Origin of the sequence: Streptomyces sp. AJS327, assembly GCF_013450295.1 — a bacterium.
In the GTDB taxonomy this organism is placed as follows: domain Bacteria; phylum Actinomycetota; class Actinomycetes; order Streptomycetales; family Streptomycetaceae; genus Streptomyces.
In genome coordinates, this window is sequence record NZ_SKBR01000001.1 from 1,822,907 (window position 1) to 1,837,899 (window position 14,993).

Here is a 14,993-nt window from a genome sequence, read left to right on the forward strand (position 1 = left end):
AATCCGTGGCGGACACGGCAGACGGCGGAGAGTCGCGGACCGGCGACCCCGGCCGCGACGAGGAACGGGACGTACCGGAGACGCCGTCCCCGCCCCGCACCGAACCGCCGAGCACCGGCGGCCCCGGGCACGCGGCGGCCCGCCGGGAGGAGACCGGCACGGCACCCGGCGCGTCCGCCGGCGACCAGCCCGCACCGGAGGCGCGCACCGCTCCCGGCAGCGCCGAGCACGCCACGGACGGCACGGGCGCGGGCGACGGCGCGGGTACGGGCGAGGTCACGGACGACGGAGACGGCGGCAGCGGCGGCGCGCACCCGGACCCCCCGGCGGACGGCTCCCGGGGTGGCCCGCCCGCCGACGGCCCCCGCCCGGACAGCGAACCCCCGCCCTCCGGCGATGCCCCGAACACCCCCCGGGCGCCCGGGGCCTCGGACGCGCCCGGCGCGACGGCCCCCAGCACCCCGGAACACACCACGAGCCCCGAACCCCACCAGCCCACCGGCACCGGCGAGCCCCCGGCGGCCGCCGGGCCCTCCGAGCCCCCGGCCTCCCCCGGGACCCCGGAGCACCCCAACCTCCCGGCGTCCCCCGGAACTTCCCCCGCCCCGGCGACCCCGGGAACGCCAGTCGAGTCCGCGTCCACGGACGCTTCCGGGAACCCCACGGCCTCCGGCTCCCCCGAGCGACCCGGCGAGCCGGAGGAGCGCGGCAGGACCGGCCGCACCCCCGAACCGGCGGAGAGGGACACCACCGACCCCGCGAAGCCCCGGACGGAGCGGACCGAGGGCGCGGACAGCGGAACCCCGCGCACCCCGACCCGAACCGGGGACGGCGATACCGCCCGGCGGGCGGACGACGCGTCCTCCGACGCCCCGCCCCCCGAGCACCGGCCCGGCCCGGACCAGCCCGCCCCGCGAACCGGTGACCCCGACCGCCCCCAGCCGTCCGGGGGATCGGGCGAACCCGGCCCCCCGGCGGGCGATCAGGGCCCCGCCCCCGACAGCGGGTCGCCACCCCCGCCGAAGGCGGCCCCCCGTCAGCGCCCCAAGGGCGGCGGCATCCTGATGGGCCGTCCGTTCGGCGTCCCGGTCTACGTGGCCCCGAGCTGGTTCCTCGTCGCCGCCCTGATCACCTGGGTGTTCGGTGGCCAACTCGACCGCGTGCTACCGGACCTGGGAGGCGCCCGCTACCTCATCGCGCTCTTCTTCGCGGTGGCCTTCTACGCCTCCGTCCTCGTCCACGAACTGGCGCACACCGTCGCCGCGCTCCGCTTCGGGCTGCCGGTGCGCCGGATCCAGCTCCAGTTCTTCGGCGGCGTCTCGGAGATCGAGAAGGAGTCGGAGACGCCGGGACGGGAGTTCGTGCTGGCGTTCGTCGGGCCGCTGCTCTCCCTTGTCCTCGCCGGCGTCTTCTACGGCGCGATGCAGCTCGTCGAGCCACGAACGGTCCCCGGGGTGCTGCTCGCGGGGCTGATGATCTCCAACCTGATCGTCGCCGTCTTCAACCTGCTCCCCGGGCTCCCGCTGGACGGCGGGCGGATGCTCCGCGCCGTCGTCTGGAAGCTCAGCGGCAAGCCCATGACCGGCACTGTCGCCGCGGCCTGGACCGGCCGCGCGCTCGCGATCGCGGTCCTGGTGGGACTCCCGCTGGCCACCCACGCCGGAGAGCGCGGAGACGGCGTCAGCGGCATGAACTCGCTGACCGACGCGCTGCTCGCCGCGATCCTCGCCGCGATCATCTGGACGGGCGCCGGAAACAGCCTGCGCATGGCCCGGCTCCGCGAGCACCTGCCCGACCTGCGGGCCCGGACGCTCACCCGGCGCGCCGTCCCCGTCGAGAGCGACACCCCGCTCTCCGAGGCGCTGCGCCGCGCCAACGAGTCCGGAGCCCGGGCGCTCGTCGTCGTCGACGGGCGCGGCGCCCCGATCTCCCTGGTCCGGGAGGCCGCCATCGTGGGCGTGCCGGAACACCGGCGGCCCTGGGTGGCGGTCAGCACCCTCGCGCAGGACCTCAGGGAGGGCATGCGGGTCCCGGCGGAGCTGGCAGGCGAGGAGCTGCTGGACCACCTGCGCGCCACCCCCGCGACGGAGTACCTGGTGGTGGAGGAGACCGGCGAGATCTACGGCGTGCTCGCCACCGGCGACGTCGAGCGGGCCTTCGTCCAGGCGATGGCCAAGCCCTCGTAGCGCGAACCCCCTTGTGCGGACGGGACGGGCAGCGAACCGGCGCGTTCGGACGCCGTCGAAAGACCAGCTAGTCTGTCCGTATGTCCGAACCGACCGGTGCCGCCCGCCGTCGCGGGCCCTTCGCCGTCGGGGACCAGGTCCAGCTCACCGATCCCAAGGGACGCCACTACACGATCACGCTTGAGGCGGGAAAGAGCTTCCACACGCATAAGGGAGCCTTTCCGCACGACGAGCTGATCGGCGCTCCCGAGGGCAGTGTCGTCCGTACCACGGGAAACGTCGCCTACCTCGCGCTGCGCCCCCTGCTCCCCGACTATGTCCTGTCCATGCCGCGCGGAGCCGCGGTCGTCTACCCGAAGGACGCGGGTCAGGTCCTGGCCATGGCCGACATCTTCGCCGGCGCGCGCGTCGTCGAAGCGGGCGTCGGCTCCGGCTCGCTCAGCGCCTTCCTGCTCCGCGCCATCGGCGACCAGGGCATGCTCCACTCCTACGAACGGCGCTCCGACTTCGCGGACATCGCCCGGCAGAACGTCGAACGCTACTTCGGCAGCCCGCACCCCGCCTGGACACTCACCGTCGGCGACCTCCAGGACAACCTCTCGGACACCGAGGTGGACCGCGTCATCCTGGACATGCTCGCCCCCTGGGAGTGCCTGGACGCCGTCTCCAAGGCCCTGGTGCCCGGCGGCATCCTCTGCGCCTACGTCGCCACCACGACCCAACTGGCCCGCACGGTCGAGGCGATCCGCGAACACGGGACGTTCAACGAACCGCAGTCCTGGGAGACGATGGTGCGCAACTGGCACGTCGAGGGACTCGCGGTCCGCCCGGACCACCGCATGATCGGCCACACCGGCTTCCTGCTGACGGCCCGCAGGCTGGCCGACGGCGTAGAGCCGCCGCTGCGCCGCCGCCGTCCCTCCAAGGGCGCCTACGGTGAGGACTACACCGGCCCCGGCAGCCAGTCCGGAGGCCGCACCGCCCGCTAGACCCGCGGGGAGGACGCTCGTCCCCTCAACATCCGCGCCCCGCCGCCGCGTTCCGTGTTCCGGAACCCGTCGGCGGGGCGCTTCCGCCGGTGCGCGGGGCCGCGCGGAGCGCCCGGGAAGAAAGTGCGGACCCAGCCGTTCCACCCCGGTGTGACCTATGGCACCATGCTGAAACCCCTCCCCCCTTCCTCCCCGCACAGGAGTCACTTCCCGGTGACGGATCTGCCGCACACCCGTACCCGCACAGTGCACTGGGTTCTCACGGCCGCCCTGGTGGGCGCCGTCGTCGGTGCCTCCGCCCTCGTCCCGTCCGGCGACTCGACCGCGCGGGCCTCCGAGGACCACTCCGGCTCCGGCGGTCGAGCGGCCCCGGCCGCCCCCGACCCCAGGGCCGCGAACTACCCGCTGACCTGCGGAAAGCAGAAGCCCGAGGTCACCGAGCACGGCGCGGCCGACTTCGACGGGGACGGCGCGCCCCAGACCGTGGCCGTGGTCCGCTGCCCCGCGGGCATCGGCACCCCACCGCACGGCGTCTACGTCCTCGCGCCCGCCGCCGAGCGCGGCGCGGCCCCGCGCGTCGTCGCCACCCTCGTCGACCCGGACGAGGGGATGAACGTCGAACGGTTCGCGGTGCGCGACGGCACCGTCTCGGCCCGGCTGCTCGGCTACTCCTCGCCGGACGTGCCGCGCTGCTGTCCCGACAAGCGGCGGGCCGTCAGGTGGGAGTGGAAGGACGGCGCGTTCGCGCTCGTCCCCGGACCGGTCGCGGGACGCACCAGCGTCTAGCCCGGGCCCTCCCGCCCCGCCCAGCCACCCTCCTGTCGGCGCCGCCCACCCCCCGGCGTCCCTCCCGCTACCTCCACCGCTCCGTACGAGGGAGACGTCCCGCGTTCGGGGCTGCCGTCCGTCGTTCGCCGCCGCATGGCCGACCCCGCGCGGCTCCCCCCCCCGCTGTCACGGCGCCACCCGACAGCCGTCCCGCCGCGGAGTCCCAGCCGCCCGCCGCCCCTGACGCGCCGCCCCGGCGGCCCGCCGCCGGAACCGGGCCGGGCGGGGCCGTTGTCCGGCGCCCGGCCGGCGGGAGCCGACGGACGGGTGTGCAACCGCGAAATACCGAGGTGTCAGCGGTTGTTGGGCAAATCATCGAGGGCGGCGACCGCATTCACACGGTGACGGATGGGTATTCACCTGTGGTGAGGGAGTGCGCAAGGGTGAAGATCGGACACGCCCCGACCGTCTTTATGATCTGGGGGTTTCAACCCGCACCGGCCCAGGTAGGGTCAGGAAGCGTCCAGCTCCCCCTGGAGGAGGTGAGGACCGTGGCAGCCCACGACGACGAGACCAACCGCGGCACCCGGCCCGGTCGGGAATCCGAAGACCCGTCCGGTCAGGTGGCCTATCTTGAGCAGGAAATCGCCGTCCTGCGCCGCAAGCTCGCCGACTCTCCGCGGCACACTCGAATTCTCGAGGAGCGGATCGTCGAGCTTCAGACCAACCTGGCTGGTGTGTCCGCCCAGAACGAGCGGCTCTCCAACACTCTCCGTGAGGCGCGCGACCAGATCGTCGCGCTCAAGGAGGAGGTCGACCGGCTCGCTCAGCCGCCCGCCGGGTTCGGCGTGTTCCTACAGGCGAACGAGGACGGCACGGCCGACATCTTCACCGGTGGCCGCAAGCTGCGGGTGAACGTCAGCCCGAACGTCGAAGTCGACGAACTCCGGCGTGGCCAGGAGGTCATGCTCAACGAGGCGCTCAACGTGGTCGAGGCCATGGAGTTCGAGCGCGCCGGGGACCTCGTCACGCTCAAGGAGGTCCTGGAGGACGGCGAGCGGGCCCTGGTGGTCGGTCACACCGACGAGGAGCGGGTGGTGCGGCTCGCCGAGCCGCTGCTGAAGGCCACGCTCCGCGCGGGGGACGCGCTGTTGCTGGAGTCGCGGTCCGGCTATGTCTACGAGGTCGTGCCCAAGAGCGAGGTCGAGGAACTCGTCCTCGAAGAGGTCCCGGATATCGACTACGCCAAGATCGGCGGTCTGGGCGGCCAGATCGAACTCATCCGGGACGCGGTGGAGCTCCCGTACCTCTATCCGGACCTCTTCAAGGAGCACGAGCTGCGCCCGCCCAAGGGTGTGCTGCTGTACGGTCCGCCCGGCTGCGGAAAGACGCTGATCGCGAAGGCGGTCGCCAATTCCCTCGCCAAGAAGGTCGCCGAGGTTACCGGTAAGCCCCAGGGCAAGAGCTACTTCCTGAACATCAAGGGCCCCGAGCTTCTCAACAAGTACGTCGGCGAGACCGAGCGGCATATCCGGCTGGTTTTCCAGCGGGCCAGGGAAAAGGCCGGGGAGGGCACGCCCGTCATCGTCTTCTTCGACGAGATGGACTCCCTCTTCCGCACCCGGGGCTCCGGCGTCAGCTCGGACGTGGAGAACACCATCGTCCCGCAGCTGCTCTCCGAGATCGACGGTGTGGAGGGGCTGGAGAACGTCATCGTCATCGGCGCCTCGAACCGTGAGGACATGATCGACCCGGCGATCCTCCGTCCCGGGCGGCTCGATGTGAAGATCAAGATCGAGCGTCCGGACGCGGAGGCGGCGAAGGACATCTTCTCCAAGTACCTCACGCCGAACCTGCCGCTGCACTCCGAGGACCTGTCCGAGCACGGCGGCAACGTCGAGGCAGCGTGCGACGCGATGATCCAGTCCGTCGTGGAGCAGATGTACGCGGAGTCCGAGGAGAACCGCTTCCTGGAGGTCACCTACGCCAACGGTGACAAGGAGGTCCTGTACTTCAAGGACTTCAACTCGGGCGCCATGATCGAGAACATCGTGGGCCGGGCGAAGAAGATGGCCATCAAGGCCTACCTGGACCACGACCAGAAGGGGCTCCGGGTCTCGCACCTGCTCGCCGCGTGTGTGGACGAGTTCAAGGAGAACGAGGACCTCCCCAACACCACCAACCCCGACGACTGGGCCCGGATCTCCGGAAAGAAGGGCGAGCGGATCGTGTACATCCGCACCCTCGTCACCGGGAAGCAGGGCGCGGACACCGGCCGTTCCATCGACACGGTGGCCAACACCGGTCAGTACCTGTAGAGAGGGTTCCGTCCGGCTGCGGATGCCCATCCGGGCGTCCGCAGCCGGATTGTTTCCCGCCGCGCTGAGGAAGTCCGCTGAGTGATCTCCCCGTTCCAGCCCGGGCGCTCTAGGCTCGTGCGTACCGCCGCCTCGCGCAGTGTGGGAGAGGGGACCGCACACGGGCTGGATGCGCAGCGGGACTTGAGCGGGGGTCCGAGGGCGGGCCGCCGCCAGGCAAGGAGGGCCGCATGACCGTACGGCGTGTAATGGGCATTGAGACCGAGTACGGGATCTCCGTCCCCGGACACCCCAATGCCAACGCCATGCTCACCTCATCCCAGGTCGTCAACGCGTACGCGGCGGCGATGCACCGGGCACGCCGGGCCCGGTGGGACTTCGAGGAGGAGAACCCGCTGCGGGACGCCCGCGGCTTCGACCTCGCCCGGGACGCGGCCGACGCGAGCCAGCTCACCGACGAGGACATCGGTCTCGCCAACGTGATCCTCACCAACGGCGCGCGGCTCTACGTCGACCACGCGCACCCCGAGTACAGCGCGCCCGAGGTCACCAACCCGCTCGACGCGGTGCTCTGGGACAAGGCGGGTGAGCGTGTCATGGCCCAGGCCGCGGAGCGCGCCGGCGAGGTGCCCGGGACCCAGCCCATCCACCTGTACAAGAACAACACCGATAACAAGGGCGCCTCCTACGGCACCCACGAGAACTACCTGATGAAGCGGGAGACCGCCTTCTCGGACATCGTGCGGTACCTGACGCCGTTCTTCGTCTCCCGACAGGTGGTGACCGGCGCGGGCCGGGTCGGTCTGGGGCAGGACGGCGGCGAGCACGGCTTCCAGCTGAGCCAGCGCGCGGACTACTTCGAGGTCGAGGTGGGTCTGGAGACCACCCTCAAGCGCCCCATCATCAACACCCGGGACGAGCCGCACGCGGACGCCGAGAAGTACCGGCGGCTGCACGTCATCATCGGGGACGCCAACCTCTCCGAGATCTCCACCTACCTCAAGCTCGGGACCACCGCGCTGGTGCTGTCGATGGTGGAGGACGGCTTCATCGCCGTCGACCTGGCGGTCGAGCAGCCCGTCCGTACCCTGCACCGGGTCTCGCACGACCCCTCACTCGGACGACTCATCACGCTGCGTAACGGCCGGAAGCTCACCGGCGTCCAGTTGCAGATGGAGTACTGCGAACTTGCCCGTAAGTACGTCGAGGACCGGTACGGCGCGGACGCGGACGACCAGACCACCGACGTGCTGGACCGCTGGGAGGACGTCCTCAACCGGCTGGAGAGCGACCCGATGAGCCTGAGCGGGGAGCTGGACTGGGTGGCCAAACGGGAGCTGCTGGAGGGCTACCGACGCCGGGACCAGCTGGACTGGGACGCCGCCCGACTGCACCTGGTCGACCTCCAGTACGCGGACGTGCGCGCCGACAAGGGTCTGTACAACCGGCTCGCGGCTCGCGGCAAGATGCGGCGGCTGCTGACCGAGGAACAGGTCACCGCGGCGATCTCGAAACCCCCGGAGGACACCAGAGCGTACTTCCGCGGTCGCTGTCTGGAGCAGTACGCCGACGACGTGGCCGCGGCCTCCTGGGACTCGGTCATCTTCGACCTGCCCGGCCGCGACTCGCTCCAGCGGGTTCCGACGCTGGAGCCGCTGCGGGGTACCCGTCAGCACGTCAAGGAACTCCTCGACCGCTGCCAGTCGGCCGAGGAGCTGGTGAGAGTGCTGTCCGGCGGCTGAGCCGGGAGTGGTCGCCGGACCGGGAATCCCCGGGGGACTCCGGTGTTGCAGTAAGGGAAAGGCCGAAGTCAGTCAACGCTTGTAGGGTCTGATCTTGTACGTTCCGCGTACACCACCGAACCGAGCGGGGTGAGGGTAATGGCGACCAAGGACAGCGGCGGCGGCCAGCAGAAGGCGACGCGGCAGCCGGAGGAGACCGAGGAACAGGCACAGGACGCGCAGGTCTCGGAGGACCTCAAGGAGCGCCAGGAGGCGCTGTCGGAGGACGTCGACTCCGTACTGGACGAGATCGACGACGTGCTGGAGGAGAACGCCGAGGACTTCGTGCGGTCGTTCGTCCAGAAGGGCGGTCAGTAGCCCCGGACGTCGGTGCGGCGCCGTCTCGCGGCGCCGCACCAGCCCGGGACACGAGCCTGGCGGGCTGGCCCGGCCCGCCCGCCGCCGTGGTGGGTCCCACGGCGGTGTCCGCGAGGTCTGAGGGTACGTCGGCCGGGGCCGGGGGCGGCGCGCCTCCGGCCCCCGCCGCCCCCGCTCCCGGTGCGCCGGAGGACCGGCGCCGCTCGTCCGGGACGGTCGGGCGGAGGAGGCGCACGGGTGTCCGACAGCGCGCCGGTGGGAGGAGCGCACTCGCGAACTCCGGGCGGATTCCCGCCGGTCGGGGGTTGTCGGCCGCGGTGGGGACGGCCGCAGCGGGGCCGGGAGCACCGGCGTCCGGCGCGTCAGGGGACGGGCGTGGGGGTCTTGCCGGGCACCCGCTCTCCGATCCGGTGGATCTGCCTCAGCGAAGCATGTGGACCACGATCACGAGGCGGGTAAGGTCCGGGGCGTACTGTGCTTCAGCCGCGCGGCGGCACTGGGGCTGTTCAAGGGTCGGCGGCACCTCCCGTGCCCGTGGGTCGGACGACGTGCCGCCGCATACGTGGAAGGAAACGCGTGGAAGCCAACACTCGTAGCACCGGGCGTCTGCCAGCTGCCTTCCTGACGCCGGGATCGTCCTCGTTCCTGGACTTCCTGTCCGAGCACGCGCCCGAACAGCTGCCCGGGAACCGGCAGCTGCCCCGGACGGAGGGCGTCATCGAGGCGCCGCACGGCACCACCATCGTCGCGGTGGCCTTCCCCGGCGGCGTGGTCCTCGCCGGCGACCGGCGGGCGACGATGGGCAACCTCATCGCGCAGCGCGACATAGAGAAGGTCTTCCCGACCGACGAGTTCTCGGCGGTCGGCATCGCGGGCACGGCGGGGATCGCGGTGGAGATGGTCAAGCTCTTCCAGCTGGAGCTGGAGCACTTCGAGAAGGTCGAGGGCTCCCAGCTCTCCCTGGAGGGCAAGGCCAACCGCCTGTCGACGATGCTCCGCGGGAACCTGGCCATGGCGATGCAGGGCCTCGCGGTCGTCCCCCTCTTCGCGGGGTACGACGTGGAGCGGGAGAAGGGCCGGATCTTCTCCTACGACGTGACCGGCGGCCGGTCCGAGGAGATGGGCTTCACCGCCGTCGGCTCGGGCTCGCTCTTCGCCCGCGGCTCCCTGAAGAAGCTGTACCGCGAGGACCTGACGGAGCGGCAGGCGGTCACCGCCGTCCTCCAGTCGCTCTACGACGCGGCGGACGAGGACTCGGCGACCGGCGGGCCGGACCTGACCCGGCAGATCTACCCGCTGGTCACGGTGATCACCGAGGAGGGCTTCCGCAGGATGACGGAGGCGGAGACCTCCGAGATCGCCCGGGCGGTGTACGAGGGCCGCCTCGAACTCCCCAACGGGCCGCAGGCCCCGCTCTCCTGACAGCCCTGGCCCACCTCAGCCCGCGCTCGTGTACGACGGACAGAAAGGGACGGATAGCCGGTGTCGACGCCGTTCTATGTCTCACCCCAGCAGTTGATGGCGGACCGCGCCGAGTACGCCCGCAAGGGCATCGCCCGCGGTCGCAGCGTGGTCGTGTTGCAGTACTCGGACGGCATCGTCTTCGTCGCCGAGAACCCCTCCCGGGCGCTGCACAAGGTCAGTGAGATCTACGACCGGATCGCCTTCGCGGCGGTCGGGAAGTACAACGAGTTCGAGAACCTGCGCATCGGCGGAGTGCGCTACGCCGACCTGCGCGGCTACACCTACGACCGGGAGGACGTGACCGCCCGCGGCCTCGCCAACGTCTACGCGCAGACGCTGGGCACCATCTTCTCCGCCAACTCCGAGAAGCCGTACGAGGTGGAGCTGATCGTCGCGGAGGTCGGCGCGACCGCCGAGGACGACCAGATCTACCGCCTCCCGCACGACGGCTCCATCGTCGACGAGCACGGCTCGGTCGCCGTCGGCGGCAACGCCGAGCAGATCGGCCAGCACCTCGACCAGCACCACCGGGACGGTATGTCGCTGGCCGACGCGCTGAAGCTCGCGGTGGAGTCCCTGGTCCGCGACAGCAACGGCAGCGAGCGCGCGCTGACGGCCGAGCAGCTGGAGGTGGCCGTCCTCGACCGCACCCGGCCGCAGCAGCGGAAGTTCAAGCGGGTGCTGGGCCGTCAGCTCCGGCGGCTGCTGGGCGAGGACGAGACCGGGGGCGGGAAGGCCTCCGGCAAGGGAGCGGGGGACAAGCCCTCCGCCGGGGAGACCGACGAGTCCTCGGGAGACGAGAGCCCCCCGAGCGAGGACTGACCCGCCGCGGCCCCCGCTCCGGCCGACGGACCCCTCCCGGGCCCCTCGCTCCCACCCGTCACGGGTGGGCGGCGCGGGGCCCGTGGCCGTTCGCGCCCTCCGGCGCCGGTCCCGTGGAGCCGCGCGGCAGGAACTCCACCGGCAGCACCTCGGTCGTCGGGGCCCTCCCCGCCAGCCGGGCGAGCAGCGCCCGCATCCCGGCGGCCCCGACGCCCTCGCCGGGCAGCCCCACCGTCGTCAACTCCGGTTCCACGGCGGTGGCGAGGGCCAGATCGCCGATCCCGGTGACGGAGACGTCCTCCGGCACGCGCAGGCCCAGCCGCCGGGCCGCCTTGCAGGCCCCGGCCGCGATCTGGTCGTCGTCACAGAGCAGCGCGGTGGGGCGGGCGGCGCCGGAGGGGACGGTCAGCGCCCGGGTAGCGGCGCGCAGTCCGCCCTCCACCGAGAGCGGGCCGTACTCCGTCCGCGCCGGTGCGGAGCCGCCGTCTCGCAGACCCTGGGTGAGGACGTCGGCGCGCAGCCGGAACGTCCAGGAGTCGACATCGGCGGCCAGGTGCGCGAACCGGCGGTGCCCGAGCGCGAGCAGGTGCCGCACGGACCGGCGCACCCCGTCCGGCAGATCGACGTTGACGGTGGCGGAGTGCGGCCGCCCCGGCTCGCTGTCCAGCATCACCAGCGGCAGCCCGCCCTCCCGCAGCGTGCTCAGCGCCTCGGCGGCCATCGAGGACGCGATCACGCCGTCGACGGCGGCCCGCGCGGAGCCGAACGGGTCCGGCGCGGGCTCACTGATCTCCGGCGACGAGTACAGCACCAGCCCGAACCCGTGCTCGGCGGCGACGGACGCGACCCCGGTGTGCACGCGCGCGAAGAAGTCGTTGGTGAGCGCGGGCACCACCAGCAGCACGGTGCGCGCCCGGCCCTCGCGCAGGGTGCGGGCGGCGAGGTTCGGCTGGTAGCCGAGCCGCCCGGCGGCCTCCCGGACGGTCTCCGCGGTGGACACGGAGACCCGTCCCCGCCACTTGCCGCCCAGCACCAGCGAGACGGTCGCCTGTGAGACCCCGGCGGCCCGGGCCACGTCCCGGCTGGTGGGCCGGGCCGCCGGGGACGCCGTCGTGGAACCCGGTGCGCGCTGACCGGGGGAGGTCCGCTCCACGTGCTGCTCCGTCCTCTCCGCAGGTGTCGCCGGTGTTGCCGGTGTTGCCGGTGTCAGAAAGATCCCTCTCCCGGAACCTCCCGGGGCCCGGGCGTGATGGTGTTCCGGTGGGGTCTACGGGAACCGCGGGGCTGCCGCGCCTTCCCGGGGTTCCCGGGTGCTCAACGCCCTCCGCCGTTCCCGCCGTTCCCGCGCCCCGGGATCCGGGGTGGGAGATTCCGGACTCCGGGGTACCGGGGCCCCGGTGCTCCCGCGTTCGCGGTAGTGGAACGGCGGACGCCACCGGGGTCCGATGACCGGCCTGACGGTACGCGCTGTGGACCTGCCGGACGTCGCGTGTTACGTATAACGGCTAGGTTATACGTAACACGAAGGTGCTGCACCGTGCCGTCACGGCCGTCAGGGCTGCCGGGGTCGCCGGGGCAGCGCACGGAGGGAGTGGACGGATGGGGACGGGGTACGCCGGACTGCTGCGCGCGCGGCACGCGGCGCGGCTGCTGGTCGGCACGTTGGTGGGCCGGTTGCCGCACGCCACGGGGCCGTTGGCGATCGTGCTGTTCACCCGTGCCGAGGGCGGTGGGTACACGCTGGCCGGGATCCTGTCCTCGGTCTACGGGCTGGCCACCGCCGTGGGACAGCCGATGCTGGGGCGGCTGGTGGACCTGTACGGGCAGCCGCGGGTGATGCTGCCCGCCGCCGTCCTCTCGGCGCTGGGGATGGGCGGCTTCGCGGTACTCGGTGTCGATCCGGTGCCGCTCGCCTGCGTCGCGGTGCTCGTGGCCGGGCTGTGCACACCGCCGCTGGAGGGCGGACTGCGCGCGCTCTGGCCCAGCGTGCTGGGGCGCGAGGAACAGGTGCACCGGGCCTACGCGCTGGACGCCGTCTCCCAGGAGGTGATCTTCGCCGTCGGCCCGTTGATGGTGACGCTCCTGGTCGCCCTCGGGGACGAGGCGGCGGCGTTGTGGGTGATCAACGTGCTGGGGGTGCTCGGGGCGCTCTCGGTGGTCACGTCACCTCCCTCGCGCGCCTGGCGCAGCGCGGAGCGCGCCGGGCACTGGCTGGGCGCGCTCCGCTCCGCCGGCCTGCTGGCCCTGCTCGCCGCCTTCTTCTTCGTCGGGCTGGCGCTGGGCACCATCGCGGTCGCGGCCGTCGCGTACGCGGAGGGGCAGGGCGACCGGCTGGTCTCCAGCTACCTGCTCTCGGCGCTGGGGTTCGGGGCGCTGCTCGGCGGGGTCGGCTACGGGGCCCGGCACTGGGCCGGGATGGCCGAGCGGCGGTTGCGCCTGCTGGTGGGGGCGCTCGCGCTGGGGTACCTGCCGCTGGCCCTGGTACCCGGGGTGGTGCCGATGACGCTACTGACCGGGCTCGCCGGGGTGTTCCTGGCACCCGCGTTGGCCTGCGCGTTCGTGGTGGTGGACCGGCACGCCCCGCCCGGCACGGTCACCGAGGCGTTCTCCTGGCTGGTGACGACCTTCGGGGTGGGGGCGGCCGCCGGAACCGCCGTGGTGGGGCCGGTGATCGAGGCCGGTGGCACCGCGGCGGGCTTCGCGGTGGCCGGGGTGGGGGGTGTGCTGGCGCTGCTGGTCCTGGTGCTGTCACGGTCGGTTCTGGAGAATCCGCCCTCGGGTCCCGAAGGTGTGTCAGAGCCGGTCGTCGGTTTGGAAAATGATCGGAACGGGGTCGTCTCACCCGGTTTCAGATCAGGGCATCAGGCGTAATGTTCAGTCATGGACCGCCGAATCTTCGGGCTGGAGAATGAGTACGGTGTCACCTGCACGTTCCGGGGTCAGCGGCGGCTGTCTCCGGACGAGGTGGCCCGGTACCTCTTCCGTCGTGTCGTGTCATGGGGCCGCAGCAGCAACGTCTTCCTGCGGAACGGCGCCCGGCTCTATCTGGACGTGGGGTCGCACCCGGAGTACGCCTCTCCGGAGTGCGACAGCGTGACGGAGCTGGTCACGCACGACAAGTCAGGCGAACGCATCCTGGAGGGCCTCCTCGTCGACGCGGAGCGCAGACTCCACGAGGAGGGCATCGCGGGGGACGTCTACCTCTTCAAGAACAACACCGACTCCGCGGGCAACTCGTACGGCTGCCACGAGAACTACCTCGTCGCGCGGCACGGGGAGTTCTCCCGGCTGGCCGACGTGCTCATCCCGTTCCTGGTCACCCGGCAGTTGGTGTGCGGCGCCGGAAAGGTCCTCCAGACTCCCCGGGGCGCGGTGTACTGCGTGAGCCAGCGGGCCGAGCACATCTGGGAGGGCGTCAGCTCCGCGACGACCCGCTCGCGCCCGATCATCAACACCCGGGACGAGCCGCACGCGGACGCGGAGCGCTACCGCAGGCTCCACGTGATCGTCGGCGACTCCAACATGTCCGAGACGACGACCCTGCTCAAGGTCGGCGCGACCGACCTGGTGCTGCGGATGATCGAGGCCGGGACGGTGATGCGCGACCTCACGCTGGAGAACCCCATCCGGGCGATCCGTGAGGTCAGCCACGACGTGACCGGCCAGCGGAAGGTGCGGCTGGCCAGCGGCCGGGAGGCCTCGGCGCTGGAGGTGCAGCAGGAGTACTACGAGAAGGCGCTGGACTTCTGCGAGCGGCGCGGGATCCGCACCGGCCGGATCGAGCAGGTGCTGGAGCTGTGGGGCAGGACCCTGGAGGCCGTCCGCACCCAGGAGCTGGACAAGGTCAACACCGAGATCGACTGGGTCATGAAGTACCAGCTCATCGACCAGTACCGGAGCAAGCACAACCTCACCATGTCGCACCCCCGGATCGCCCAGATAGATCTCGCCTACCACGACATCCACCGCCGCCGCGGCCTCTACTACCTGCTGGAGCGGAGCGGCCGGGCGAAGCGGGTGTGCAACGACCTCAAGATCTTCGAGGGCAAGTCGGTCCCACCGCAGACCACGCGGGCCCGGCTGCGCGGTGACTTCATCCGGCGGGCGCAGGAACAGCGCCGGGACTTCACCGTGGACTGGGTGCACCTGAAGCTGAACGACCAGGCACAGCGCACCGTGCTCTGCAAGGACCCGTTCCGCTCGGTGGACGAGCGGGTCGAGAAGCTGATCGCCGGGATGTGAGCGGAGCGGGCCCGGAACCGGCGGTACCGCGGGAGCGCCGTGTCGTGTGGGGTGGGGGCGCTCCCGTGGGGTCGTAGGGTGGCAGACGTTGGTCACCGCCCCCTA

At 72.0% G+C, this 14,993-nt stretch carries 11 protein-coding genes and 1 pseudogene; 11 read left to right on the top strand and 1 reads right to left on the bottom strand.

Annotation, left to right across the window (positions count from 1 at the left end):
* Positions 1 to 5 precede the first annotated feature (5 nt).
* The 9 genes and pseudogenes from E0L36_RS28215 (at position 6) to prcA (ending at position 10,646) form a co-directional block, all read left to right on the top strand.
* Positions 6 to 2,186 (top strand): site-2 protease family protein, encoded by a 2,181-nt coding sequence (locus E0L36_RS28215; RefSeq protein ID WP_308416658.1) that lies wholly within the window; start codon positions 6 to 8, stop codon positions 2,184 to 2,186.
* Positions 2,187 to 2,266: 80 nt separating this feature from the next.
* On the top strand, positions 2,267 to 3,175 hold the full coding sequence (locus E0L36_RS07175) for a tRNA (adenine-N1)-methyltransferase (RefSeq protein WP_180927965.1): 909 nt from the start codon (positions 2,267 to 2,269) through the stop codon (positions 3,173 to 3,175).
* Positions 3,176 to 3,388: 213 nt separating this feature from the next.
* A complete protein-coding gene (locus tag E0L36_RS07180) occupies positions 3,389 to 3,961 on the top strand; it encodes a hypothetical protein (protein WP_308416659.1) in 573 nt (190 codons plus the stop codon).
* Between the two features lie 533 nt (positions 3,962 to 4,494).
* Positions 4,495 to 6,261 (top strand): proteasome ATPase, encoded by a 1,767-nt coding sequence (gene arc / locus E0L36_RS07185; RefSeq protein ID WP_180927967.1) that lies wholly within the window; start codon positions 4,495 to 4,497, stop codon positions 6,259 to 6,261.
* Between the two features lie 230 nt (positions 6,262 to 6,491).
* Positions 6,492 to 8,003, top strand: coding sequence for a depupylase/deamidase Dop (gene dop, locus E0L36_RS07190; RefSeq protein WP_180927968.1), 1,512 nt, complete (start codon positions 6,492 to 6,494; stop codon positions 8,001 to 8,003).
* A gap of 138 nt (positions 8,004 to 8,141) precedes the next feature.
* Positions 8,142 to 8,360, top strand: a complete 219-nt coding sequence (locus E0L36_RS07195; protein WP_180927969.1) for a ubiquitin-like protein Pup — start codon at positions 8,142 to 8,144, stop codon at positions 8,358 to 8,360.
* A 391-nt stretch (positions 8,361 to 8,751) separates the two neighbouring features.
* Positions 8,752 to 8,985: pseudogene (locus tag E0L36_RS07200) on the top strand (endonuclease domain-containing protein); the annotation flags it as partial.
* Positions 8,937 to 9,782 (top strand): proteasome subunit beta, encoded by an 846-nt coding sequence (prcB, locus tag E0L36_RS07205; RefSeq protein ID WP_180927970.1) that lies wholly within the window; start codon positions 8,937 to 8,939, stop codon positions 9,780 to 9,782. The pseudogene E0L36_RS07200 and the gene prcB, both read left to right, overlap by 49 nt.
* Before the next feature lie 60 nt (positions 9,783 to 9,842).
* Positions 9,843 to 10,646: a proteasome subunit alpha gene (prcA, locus tag E0L36_RS07210; protein ID WP_180927971.1), complete on the top strand. Its 804-nt coding sequence runs from the start codon at positions 9,843 to 9,845 to the stop codon at positions 10,644 to 10,646.
* A gap of 58 nt (positions 10,647 to 10,704) precedes the next feature.
* Here the strand turns inward: prcA and E0L36_RS07215 are convergent, their stop codons facing one another.
* Positions 10,705 to 11,799 (bottom strand): LacI family DNA-binding transcriptional regulator, encoded by a 1,095-nt coding sequence (locus E0L36_RS07215; protein WP_180927972.1) that lies wholly within the window; start codon positions 11,797 to 11,799, stop codon positions 10,705 to 10,707.
* A 446-nt stretch (positions 11,800 to 12,245) separates the two neighbouring features.
* Here E0L36_RS07215 and E0L36_RS07220 point away from each other — a divergent pair, with 446 nt between their 5' ends.
* Both E0L36_RS07220 and pafA read left to right on the top strand, forming a co-directional pair.
* Positions 12,246 to 13,517, top strand: coding sequence for an MFS transporter (locus tag E0L36_RS07220; RefSeq protein ID WP_180927973.1), 1,272 nt, complete (start codon positions 12,246 to 12,248; stop codon positions 13,515 to 13,517).
* A 9-nt stretch (positions 13,518 to 13,526) separates the two neighbouring features.
* Positions 13,527 to 14,888, top strand: coding sequence for a Pup--protein ligase (gene pafA, locus E0L36_RS07225; protein WP_180927974.1), 1,362 nt, complete (start codon positions 13,527 to 13,529; stop codon positions 14,886 to 14,888).
* Positions 14,889 to 14,993 lie beyond the last annotated feature (105 nt).

Bases quoted from the DNA above. Each gene is read 5' to 3' on its own strand.
- E0L36_RS07175 (WP_180927965.1), top strand. From the start codon at position 2,267: ATGTCCGAACCGACCGGTGCCGCCCGCCGTCGCGGGCCCTTCGCCGTC.
- dop (WP_180927968.1), top strand. From the start codon at position 6,492: ATGACCGTACGGCGTGTAATGGGCATTGAGACCGAGTACGGGATCTCC.
- E0L36_RS07195 (WP_180927969.1), top strand. From the start codon at position 8,142: ATGGCGACCAAGGACAGCGGCGGCGGCCAGCAGAAGGCGACGCGGCAG.
- E0L36_RS07220 (WP_180927973.1), top strand. From the start codon at position 12,246: ATGGGGACGGGGTACGCCGGACTGCTGCGCGCGCGGCACGCGGCGCGG.
- pafA (WP_180927974.1), top strand. From the start codon at position 13,527: ATGGACCGCCGAATCTTCGGGCTGGAGAATGAGTACGGTGTCACCTGC.